The organism is Vibrio qingdaonensis (assembly GCF_026191675.1).
GTDB classification, from domain to species: Bacteria; Pseudomonadota; Gammaproteobacteria; order Enterobacterales; family Vibrionaceae; genus Vibrio; species Vibrio qingdaonensis.
In genome coordinates this window covers 50,039-60,800 of record NZ_JAKRRY010000033.1, presented here as the reverse complement: position 1 = coordinate 60,800, position 10,762 = coordinate 50,039, and the positions used below count along the sequence as shown (strand labels likewise).

At 39.4% G+C, this 10,762-nt stretch carries 7 protein-coding genes and 3 pseudogenes; 4 read left to right on the top strand and 6 right to left on the bottom strand.

The features are described 5' to 3' along the window. Positions 1-386: 386 nt before the first annotated feature. Positions 387-959: a DUF2913 family protein gene (locus MD535_RS19785; RefSeq protein ID WP_237300742.1), complete on the top strand. Its 573-nt coding sequence runs from the start codon at positions 387-389 to the stop codon at positions 957-959. Between the two features lie 932 nt (positions 960-1,891). Here the strand turns inward: MD535_RS19785 and MD535_RS19780 are convergent. The 5 genes and pseudogenes from MD535_RS19780 to MD535_RS19760 all read right to left on the bottom strand — a co-directional run bounded on the left by MD535_RS19780 (position 1,892) and on the right by MD535_RS19760 (position 5,638). After that, on the bottom strand, positions 1,892-2,611 hold the full coding sequence (locus tag MD535_RS19780) for an endonuclease (protein ID WP_171388291.1): 720 nt from the start codon (positions 2,609-2,611) through the stop codon (positions 1,892-1,894). A gap of 187 nt (positions 2,612-2,798) precedes the next feature. Next, positions 2,799-3,435: pseudogene (locus MD535_RS19775) on the bottom strand (IS6 family transposase); the annotation flags it as partial. A 148-nt stretch (positions 3,436-3,583) separates the two neighbouring features. Then, a complete protein-coding gene (locus tag MD535_RS19770) occupies positions 3,584-4,000 on the bottom strand; it encodes a GFA family protein (protein ID WP_171388290.1) in 417 nt (138 codons plus the stop codon). Between the two features lie 345 nt (positions 4,001-4,345). Continuing rightward, complete coding sequence (locus MD535_RS19765) at positions 4,346-4,567, bottom strand: hypothetical protein (protein ID WP_171388289.1); 222 nt, start codon at positions 4,565-4,567, stop codon at positions 4,346-4,348. A 150-nt stretch (positions 4,568-4,717) separates the two neighbouring features. Next, positions 4,718-5,638: pseudogene (locus tag MD535_RS19760) on the bottom strand (IS5 family transposase). A gap of 473 nt (positions 5,639-6,111) precedes the next feature. Here MD535_RS19760 and MD535_RS19755 point away from each other — a divergent pair. From MD535_RS19755 to MD535_RS19745, 3 genes are all read left to right on the top strand, one after another. Then, on the top strand, positions 6,112-7,716 hold the full coding sequence (locus MD535_RS19755; RefSeq protein ID WP_237300743.1) for a hypothetical protein: 1,605 nt from the start codon (positions 6,112-6,114) through the stop codon (positions 7,714-7,716). A 177-nt stretch (positions 7,717-7,893) separates the two neighbouring features. After that, entirely contained in the window at positions 7,894-8,262 is a 369-nt protein-coding gene (locus MD535_RS19750) for a hypothetical protein (RefSeq protein WP_265676755.1), read from the top strand. 1,098 nt (positions 8,263-9,360) lie between these two features. Continuing rightward, positions 9,361-10,371, top strand: coding sequence for an AbrB family transcriptional regulator (locus MD535_RS19745; protein ID WP_237300744.1), 1,011 nt, complete (start codon positions 9,361-9,363; stop codon positions 10,369-10,371). A 102-nt stretch (positions 10,372-10,473) separates the two neighbouring features. On the opposite strand, the pseudogene MD535_RS19740 reads toward MD535_RS19745, so the two are convergent. Next, positions 10,474-10,605 (bottom strand): annotated as a pseudogene (locus tag MD535_RS19740) (GNAT family N-acetyltransferase); the annotation flags it as partial. Positions 10,606-10,762 lie beyond the last annotated feature (157 nt).

The following is a 10,762-nucleotide window of genomic DNA, read 5'->3' as shown; positions in this document are numbered from 1 at the left end:
ATTGGAAAAACGAACAAGAAAAATCAACAATATCAATCAACTAAACAAATATTTGAGATCTCTTGCTTTCTATTGAGCCTGTGTTTAAAAAAAGAGGCTTAATCCTGACATTTTTAGCCAGTTTACAGTCAATCTGGCCCCTGTTTATCTCACGCAATTAAAGACCGTAAAAAAGCTCTCTAGGATAACGAAGTGATGTGACGGTATTCAGAGTTTAGAGCTATCTCGTTTTAGATTAGGGCTTTAAAGATTCAGTCCGAGAGGAGCATGGTGACTTTTAAATTATGAGTTTCTAGTTGAAAAGACTGACAAAAATCCCCTTTTGAAAAGATTAACAACACTTTTTTAATAAACTAAAACTTCCGTTAAATAGAAAGAATATATTCATGAGTCGAAACCTTAAACATTATCAAGCCTTTGATGAGATCGTGACGAATGCGCTTCTCGCCCTGTATTTAACGATAAGTCAGCAAGGGGGATATTGGACAGCGAAAAGAAGAAATGAATTTTTGGTAAAATTCATCAAACCAAAAATAAAACACCCTCAGTTTTCGATATGTAAAAATGAGCTAAAGACCATGCTCAGCATTGGCCGTAGTGCAACAGGTAACCTTGAAGAAAAACTATGGAATGCCAATCAAATGAACCTCGAGTATCAAGCCAAATTTTCGCAGGCTGATGAACTCTATATCATGTTAACGGAATTATTTGAGCAGCATCAGTTTCCATCTATGTTAGAAAATCTCGAAAAAGAAATGGAGCGGGATACGCTTTACATGAAAGAAAAAAGTATAGAGCAGGGGTTTGATGAAGATAATAACCAAATTAAACCACTGCCAATGAAGGTGAAAACCCATCGGTTGGAAGCGTTAATTGAAGCGCTGCAAGCCAAAGGCTTTTATCGCGTAGAAGTTGACCATGAAGATGAAGTCATTCACCTTTTATTGCATCGAGAGTGATAACGATTATGCAATTAAAGAGGGCCCTTCTATTTCTCGGTTTTACCTTGGGTAGACTGGTGCCCGACTAAATGCCCAACTTCAACCTTGAATGAAAGCTTTCCCATAGGACAACGCACCCCAAAGCTAGTCTGACCAAGTAGGTCATAACGAGGTAGAGTTTTTTCAATACGCAACTCTGGCTTACGCCTGAACCTTTTAACATTCGCATAGGGTATTATTCATTTTGCCACCCAAATCCGGATTTAGGTCGAGTATAATGTACAGCGATACTCGCCATTAAAACAACCTGTAACACGGAGCCTTCCATCCTAATGGTAAGGTAAAAATTCACCCAAAACCTTAACGGACGCCAGTTTACAATGCAGAGACACAATCAGAGTTTAGGACTATTTATACTTTTTCTTTATACAGACACAAGTAATCAGCAATCTGCTCTTACGAGGCTGATGGTTATATGAGATATTCCGAAACACCCCCTTTGATTTACATTGTTACTGAAACTCAACTTGAGAGTGCTCTATCCTCTATAGCCACCAAGAACTTACATATTTACTGTGCATTTACTCAGAAAAGTTTGAACACTAAATTAATCAAAGATATTCAGTACAGCCACTTTAAATCCATAAGCTTTAGCGACGCTCAAACTCTCTACCCTCAAGAAACACTTTCGGTTAAAAACAGGGCAAAGTGATTGATGTTAATGAACAGTAAATTATGCGCCAGCTACACGCTAACAATAACCAAAGACTACTCGCTAACGCTTCCAAGCTCTAAATGTGAGGACTCTATGCCGTCCTACGGGCTACGCCCTACCTGCACAGCAGTAACAAAAAGAAAATACTTCGCACTTCCTTTTCCTTACCACTCGGTATTTTTTGATAACGTTAGATACGATTCGACAACTAAACCTTGGCATCATGTCGTGAAGATTAATGGCAGCGTTTTTTTAAGATAGTATTCACATTACCTTGAATAAGTTCGATACGATCAGCTCGTTTACATTCCCAGGTACTCACAGGAAATTGCTTATCCCATGCCATCATTAACTGACGTTGCTGCTTACTCATATTGTAACGAGCGTAAGTCTCTTCCATATACAAGTACGTTCGAGCAATACGACCACGAGCGCTCATCGGCGGCTCAACTTTACGCTCACTAATTTTCATCGCGCACAATCCGAAGTCAGACTGTTCGTTCGGTAGCATCGTAAAATTGTAATTGCTGCGCATCGCATTAACCGAACCAATTGCAGGAAACAAATTATACAAATCAGATTGCATCAGTCTGTATTCTTGATTCGCTTTGTTCGCGCAGCGTCGTCCTTTATAAGCCTGCCCTTTGCTATTGACGCATAACTCATCCCCTTCACGCCATTCAATAAATGTTCGGCCAAAGTTTTCGGCTGGGACGACATGTTCCCACTCCACTTTTTTTGCTCGCTTCTCGTATTTATCCGACTTAAAACCAGGAGGGGGAATGATGAATTTTTGACCATCAAAGCTGGCATTACAATACAATGTTTTTCGATGATCGAAATAAACACTCTGTTCTAACTGCTTTTTAGCCGTACTGAATGATTCAATATGGTTATTTCCTGCAAAGACATAAAGTGGAAATAACAACACTGTAGTAACAAAAGCTCTCTTCATACTGACTTCCTACCTTCCAAATTTATAATTTGACTCGGGCTTGAGGGGGGTCCCACAGCTCCCCCCTTCACGAGACAACAAATACCCGCCATGATCGGGCTTTTTTAACAATTGTATGGCTTGACGATAAGTGGTGCGCATCACGCGCCAATCGATTACCATCGAGCCGATAACCATCAGGGTTGTCGAGCTGCCCATTTTTAATCATCGACCACAGCTCCACACCAGCGAGTGTGGCTGTTGCACCTTCATTTGATTTCCATCCCAGGCACTAATGCATCTTACCTTTCACTTTCCGATGGCTCTGCTCGACAATGTTGTTCAGATACTTAACTTGAAGCACTTCAATCAGGTTAAGCATCTTCCCTGTCAGCCAGAGTTGAACATTGATGTTATGCAGCGCTAACGCGTTGGCAACACTCTTATCGATAACCACTTTTTCTGGTAATCCATTATAGCCGAGCCTTGGTAAAGAAGGCGCGAGCCGCTTTCTCATCACGGCGATTACAGAGTAAAAAATCAATGACATGACCGTACTTATCAACCGCTCGAGAGTAATATTTCCACTGACCTTTGGCGTTAATGTACGTCTCGTCCATTCGCCACGAAGAAGCGAAAGGCTTCTTTATTTTACGAACCTGGTACTCAAGCAAGGGGGCATATTTAATGACCCAACGGTTCAAGGTTGAGTGGTCAACATTGATTCCGCGCTCTGCTAACACCTCTTCTATTTCACGATAGCTTAGCTTATAGGAAATATAGTAACTAACGGACTGCAGGATGATCTCAGAAGGAAAATGACGGCCAGTGAACTTAATAGTCATAATGTTAAAGCCGATGAATGTTGAGGGTAAGCATAACCTACCACCCTTGTTTGCGACAAAACCGCCCAAAGTAAGTTAGTGCTACGAAACCCACTAAACCTCAATAGATTAGAAAAAGTATTTTAATATCTTAAACACTTGTTCACCGCTAGCTCGGCTGCTTAGGAAAAACCTTTACATTAGTTGATATTTGATACCAATCTAGCTTTTCGCTAACCCAAACATGTGCTTGAGGTTCGAAAATATCAGCTGCAGATAGCTCAGTTGGTTTGAGCTTTAATTTAACTGTTTCCGGTGCATCCGGATTGAAATGGTAAATTCTGTTTCCACAATTTGGACAGAACATCGCGCAATTACGATTGCCACTATCAGCTAAACGCTCCCAACTTTTCAGTTGACCAGAAAACTCTATTTTCTCGGCATCGACAACTGCTGTGATGCTAAATGGACTAGTAGACAGTTTTTGGCATTCTGTACAGTGGCAAGCAAAAACCATTAGTGGTTTTTCATATAAGTCATAGGTCACTTGCCCGCACTGACATGCTCCTTTAAGTGGATATTCCATTTATTGTTCCTCCTCGTAACATATGGCAGCTAACATCGAATTAAGTAACGAGCGACGCTACCGTCTAACCTAAGTCATTACACCGTAAACATAAAAATCAACTTGAATTGAAAAATCCGAGAAGTGTGTCTCTCCCCCTGTAAAGGGGAAATTTTAAATTTAATTTCAATAACTTAAGTGAGAATTATAGCCTAAAACCATTTTTATGTAGCTAATATGTAACTTTATAGTTCTACAGACTTAAACTTCACAACAAACTGTTTATGAAACATTTCTGGACAGCAATGAGCCAGCAGCCAAAAGAACAAACGCGAGAACTATTGGTTCTCGCGTAATAATTTAACCTTACTGGTGCGCTTTCTTGCTTATCGGCTTTAAAACTTTCATAACTAACGACTGTTTCCACATACCAATACCTGTTAAAGCAAGTGCTGGTATTAGACCCCATAGCGTAGCTGTAATATATGCTTCATAGCTTCCTAAGGGTGAATAGAAGGCCGCACCAACAAATAGCGCTAACGCTATGTGTATCCATCTCATAACTATTCTTATGTTCTTACCATTCATGACGCTTTCCTTCTGATGTTATTGTAAGTTCCATGATAAAGCTGCTTTATCTATAGTTCTTATAATTGCGACAAACGGTGTTTACAGAGCGTGAGTGGCTTTGTTGCGTAATTAAATTTAGAGATAGAGCCAACCCGTTTCGCGTATTTCTTAGTCAATACGACAAGTTTCAGGCATACCTAACCTAGTAAGCTTGTTCAACGCTTTTATCATCGCGTAAGTTTCACCCACCTGGGCATTGTAATTTCTTAAGCTCAATTTCCCTCCTAGCAACTCTTTAACTCGATACATCGCTGTTTCTGAGAGTGAACGTTTGTGGTACCCAGACCGCTCTTTCCAATACTTATTTGAGCCGTATAATTTCTGGCAACCCACGGCGAGATTCCGAGGGTGACCACGCTCCCAGAAGGCAGCCCCTTCTCTTGGGGGAATAAGTGCAATGGCTCCCTTAATCTTAATAGCAGCGTGACACGCTCTCGTGTCGTAAGCGCCATCACCAGACACCTCAAGGATACCTCGGCGTGTTTGTTTCAGTAAGTTCGGGAGTACTTCTCCATCTGTAACCGTCGATAAACTTAGCTCGGCAGCAATGATCTCATGAGTGTTGGTATCGACGGCAATATGGAGCTTTCGCCAGACTCTACGCTTGCCATCCGTAACGTGTTTTTTGACTTTCTATTCGCCTTCGCCATAAACCTTAAGGCCAGTAGTATCAATGGCTAGATGCTGTATCGCTCCTCTCGTTTTAGTCTTAAATGAAACCTCAACTTGCTTGGCTCTACAACTGATGCAGGTGTAATGCGGACAACTTAACGGTACATGGGCTAGCCTAAATATCGAGTCGATAAATCCTTGAAGCGCTCTCAATGGCATAGAAAAAACTCGTTTGACCATGAGTGCTGTCGTGATAGCTAAATCACTGAACCAACGCGGCCTCCCGCGCTTATTCTGTTTGCTTTGCGCCCACCCGCTTATTGCTTCTTCATCAATCCAAAAGGTCAGAGAACCACGGTTAATGAGTGATTGGTTGTATTGCTTCCAGTTGGTTGTTTTGTAACGAGGCTTAAGCATAGGACTACGAGAGAGAATGGAGGTAGCTGAGCAGATCGTAGGTTCTTGATTTAGTTCCATTGAATTACGCAACAAAGCCTAGGGAAGTTCAGGTTCAGATAGACGATCCGCATCTTTATGAACCTCTTCGGTTTACGCTGGATTTTATTTTAGATGTAAATAATATATTAATTATAAATTATATTATTTAATAAATTATCAATCACCACTCAAGGCAGGACCATTAACGTACTGTATTTAATATAAAAATACCAAGATGAAAATTAATTACCAATAAATTTCACATTTCCCACCTTTTACCTACGCTATTTAATTTTTATATAATTATATAACATTAAAAAAGAACGAGGTCCCCTTCAAATAAAATTATTATCGAGGAGAGCTAGGGTTTTCTTAGCTATTATATCTCGCTGACTTTATTAAAGAACGACCAATTAAAATTAAGTATTTTATTTATTATTTAGGTTGACGTAATGAAAATTATATTACCCCTTGTTAGTCTTTCACTTCTGCTTCTTCTTGGTTGTAAAGAAAAAGCGGGCTCTGAGGTGCAGAAGATATTTGCCGGTGAATTACTCCTCTCACCAAATGAAATGGTTGGTTTCTCAGAAATCGTGGAGAGCGAACCTCAAATACCTGCTGCAATGAACCCAGAGTTTGAGGTCATGTCAGGGAAAGAGTTCGTAAAACTGACCAAGGATAAAAAGATCGTTGCGCTCAAAAATGGTCAAGCGCAGCTAAAAAATAAACGGAATGGTGATTTATATCACTTAAAAATTGATTCAAATGACTTAGGGACAAAATTTTTAAACATAGCTTTCATCGATTTATACTCGGGACTTGTGCTGACTGAAGATGTACCCCTTACCGTAGGTCATCACTACGCCTTAGGAATGTCTAGCCGCTTCCCATTAAAGCAAAACGATGTGAAATTAAAGACCCCGATGGGGAAACTCGTCCAACAAGATGCCCTCGGTAATATCTTCCTTACTCCTACCGAGGAAAACCTTCAAGACAAAGAAGAGGAACTTTTAATACAAATCCAAGTGAACGGTCGGGAATACGCGAAATATTTTAAAATACAACAAAAACAGTTAAGTGGAAGCAAGCTAATTACTGATCCTCAAAAGCGTTTCTTGCCTGTCGGGGCAAAAGTCTCCCCTTTGGTTTCGTATATTAACGCGGACGGGAAGGTTCACCCTGTTAGAGCGGAGTTGTTAACTTATGTAATTGAAGGACAAAAACTCTCTCTGGCAGAACTCCACGATTTTCTGTCAAATCCAAGGAACATAGGACGTCATGAGATCTTAGTTAAACACCCTAATATAGTCGAGACGGCGAGTTTAAATTATGAAATTGTAACGTTGGGCGATTTTGTGACAATGTTCGAAACCACTGTCAACCTGCCATCTTTACCAGAAGTATTACAAGCACATATCGATGTTCCATATCGTCTACTTATCACAAGCAACGGAGTAGATGTCACATCCTTAGTCGAAATCGAGGTAAGCCCTGACGGGGCTGGGAGGATTGAAGACGGTTTTCTTATTATGTCTGAAAACGCCTTAGTCTCTGTCTCGATTAACGGGAGTAAGCTTTCTTCGTACCTACCCCATCAGCCCGATTATTACAAAGTGAAGGTAGATAACACAGATCTACGTTTAAACCTTAATGTAGCAGATAGCCTCTACACGAGAAGGGATAAAGGCTTGCCCGTCCGTTTATTATTGAATGACGTTAATGTCACTAACCGTAACCTAGAAGTTGAATTCATTAACTCCAACGGTGAAAAAGTCCCCGGAAGTAAAGGAAAAAAAGCCTGGTCAACCTGTAATTTGAGTTTTTCTGAGCCTCGGGCAATGGTTCTTTTTGATGACAAAATTTATGGAGTGCCAGGAAACCAAACGCATGAATCATTGTTCACGTTTGACTGCCGCGAAAGAGATTATATCAACCCCATCCAAGCTATAGATTTTGTGGCGATAAGCAGTATGGGGAGCAATGAGATAATAAACCGCTCTGGCGCACCTTCATTAAAGCACATCGAAGTAAATGGCGTTTATAGGATATCGTATTAATCACCTATAAGCTTGAGATTGATTACAACAACATCAAAACATCAGATACTCACATATATAATCAAAATCATCATTCAATGACTCTTGCCAAAAATATTGAATTAAATGGTCAACAGCTATCTTTCGAAGATATACCTTACCTAAAATTGGGGAGTCCAATAATGGTAAGTGCTATAAATGAAGAAGGTGAAAATACGTGTCATTCAAGGTCCACACTTAGATACGTCAATACCCGTAGGCTCAACTGGTCGCTTGGCATTTAAAAGAAAAGACGGGACAGACTATGAAATTAAATTCAATCGAACCACCTCTTTTTTAAGGTCTTATCAATACATGTCTACAATGTATGGTAATATTTTCTCGAAATCAGGGGGGAATATTTTACCAGTAGATACTAAATTAAATGTAATCAATGTGATAGGCTCAGCTTATCGAAATGGCTTTGGTATCAGTGATAATCTTATGGCCGAACTAAAACAACCTATTCAATATGACTTCGAGATTATCGATCCATCAGGAAACTTATTATTTTACCAGTCCCGCTAACTGATTATCCATTGATTAACAAAAAAATAGACTAAGAATGTCGTCTGGAGCGGCATTCTTTTCTAAAAAATCACCTCAAACATCAAGATTAACGTTTAAAAACTTACACTATAAATAGCCTCCACCCTATTACATCGCACTTATCTATTTTTCGCTGATGATTCAATAAAATTTTATATTCTTACAGATAACTATTAGATAAAACCTACCCCTCTATTGGAAGGGGTTGTGGTGTAAATTTTACCACGCGCTGTATCTAAATTAATACTCCAAGTACTGACAAGATTCTAGAACGCACCATCACATCAAGCAATCCCATAAAATAAATATCATTTAGAGACTGGAGGCATTTCGCAGACAGTATCTAACTCTAAATCCCATCATAAAATCTTAATGAAAATAAATTAAATTTAAATTATTACCAAATAGCCTTCATATTCGTTATTTTGATTTATATAATGATTTAAAATTTAACTAGAATCCCCTATCTAAGGAGAACAATTTACTAGATTTAAATATATTTCCATTCAATTAACTTTAGTCGTTGAAATCATGGTTTTTCTTATAAAAAAAGAGTACGTTGCTATGATAAATAAAAAACTAGAAAAAACAATTCAAAAAAAACGAGGTTTAGAGACTCTATTACGCTATCTTCGGATTAAGTTAAAAAGTAGAAAAAATAAAAATGCATCTCTCGATGTGAGATACCTTTCTGACCATTTAAAAAAAGACATTGGGGTATATGATAAGTACCGCTAACATAATTAATAAATCTTCGTCCTCTTGCTTACTGGTTATGTCGCAAAGTTTGGTTGACTACATACGCACTAATTTTTAGATGCAATTAGGCTGCTAGCACAAAATTAATCCCAAGCAGATAAGCCTTCAGGATTGTAGAGCTGTCTATTTTCATAGCTCCAGTTCTGCAAGCGGCAGAACTGGCTCCATCATCAGGTTCCTATCCCAGGCAAGGAGGCATCTTACCTTTCCGGTAACTTTGCTCAGCTATTAGACAATGGTCAATAACATAGATGTGATTAATAACCAAATTTCCGCTTTATTATCATCTTTCAAGCTGAACAAGAGGGAAACCAAAACATGTATCTAGCCTCATTCATAGCTTTGGTTGGCTCGCTATTATTTACATATTTCGGGATACCATTAGGTGCAATGTTCGGTGCTCTGATTGCTCTTTTATTAACGTCAAAAGCAGGGTTTACTCTAACTCTTCCCAAAAGCACATTGACTGGTGTCCAGTTAATCCTTGGGACCACAGTGGGCTCAATCGTCCCTGTACAAACTCTTTCCAAGGGTTATCCGATATTACTTTTTATAGGACTCGTCCTTTGTATGTCAGCACAAGTTCTCACCTCCTATATCTGGCTTTATAAGCGAGAGAAATGGTCAAAATATGAAAGCCTACTTGGGTCGGTTCCGGGAGCAATGGCCGCGGTTCTTGTCATTAATGAAAAGCACAATTCGCCTTCTAGTAAAGTAGTTTTCACTCACACAGTTCGACTCATATTCTTAATCATTGCTTCCGCTCTTCTTGTCTCAACGGACAAATCACCAATTCCTGGACCTGCTATTTCATTAGACAATCTTTGCATACTTCTCCCACTTTTCCTCGCCTACTTTTCAGGTTTACTTTTCGATAAAATTGGGACTCCTGCACCGTATATGGTAACTGGAATGTTAGCAACTATGTTTGTAAACGCAGGGTTACCGTCATACAATTTTCTTGTCCCGACAGAACTTGTATTTATTGCGACATCCGCTCTAGGGGCATTGATAGGGATCCGTCTAAAAGATATAACCGGTGCAGATGTCTTCTCTTATGCGCGAGCAGGGATCATTGCTACAACGTTAAGTCTTACAGTAACGGTTAGTTTTGCTTATATATTCAGTAAGCTAATTGATAAGGAGTTCCTAGTACTCTTGATGTCATGGGTTCCAGGCAGTGTTGAGTCTATGACTGTTGCTGCTATTTATCTTGGGCTAGAGCCTGCACTAATTATGCTTAGTCATATCATTCGCATGATAATCCTTCATTCTATTCCTCTCTGCTCCAATGTTTATAAACATTTACGAAGCAATTATGAAAGGTGACATTGGCTTAGTTTCATTAAAAAACCTCGGTTAATATTAACGCTATTCTCCTAGGTTAGTCCAAGTAACCTGAACTCTGTAAACGCATGCGAGCCTTTGGGGTCAATTCATATAGCCAAGCCAATCAATATGACCACTTCCCCATTCCTTTGCACTCATTGGTTTTATATAAAGCTCATCGACCTGTTCAACAGCAACACCATAATTCGTGTGTTCATGAAGCCTTAACCAAGAGTTGCTTCCCTTGGTTTACTCGCCACCTTAGGTATTTTAACTTTGGTGTCGTAACTCACACTTATTTACAGAACTCCAAGTGTGACTCACCAAAACCCTAGTCATAAAGTTTGGTGCACTTATGTTATTCCAAAAAACATTTTAATCACCATTCCCA

Excerpts from the sequence above, each read along its gene's own strand:
- MD535_RS19785 (WP_237300742.1), top strand. The coding sequence starts at position 387 with ATGAGTCGAAACCTTAAACATTATCAAGCCTTTGATGAGATCGTGACG.
- MD535_RS19780 (WP_171388291.1), bottom strand. The coding sequence starts at position 2,611 with ATGAAGAGAGCTTTTGTTACTACAGTGTTGTTATTTCCACTTTATGTC.
- MD535_RS19770 (WP_171388290.1), bottom strand. The coding sequence starts at position 4,000 with ATGGAATATCCACTTAAAGGAGCATGTCAGTGCGGGCAAGTGACCTAT.
- MD535_RS19765 (WP_171388289.1), bottom strand. The coding sequence starts at position 4,567 with ATGAATGGTAAGAACATAAGAATAGTTATGAGATGGATACACATAGCG.
- MD535_RS19755 (WP_237300743.1), top strand. The coding sequence starts at position 6,112 with ATGAAAATTATATTACCCCTTGTTAGTCTTTCACTTCTGCTTCTTCTT.
- MD535_RS19750 (WP_265676755.1), top strand. The coding sequence starts at position 7,894 with ATGAAGAAGGTGAAAATACGTGTCATTCAAGGTCCACACTTAGATACG.
- MD535_RS19745 (WP_237300744.1), top strand. The coding sequence starts at position 9,361 with ATGTATCTAGCCTCATTCATAGCTTTGGTTGGCTCGCTATTATTTACA.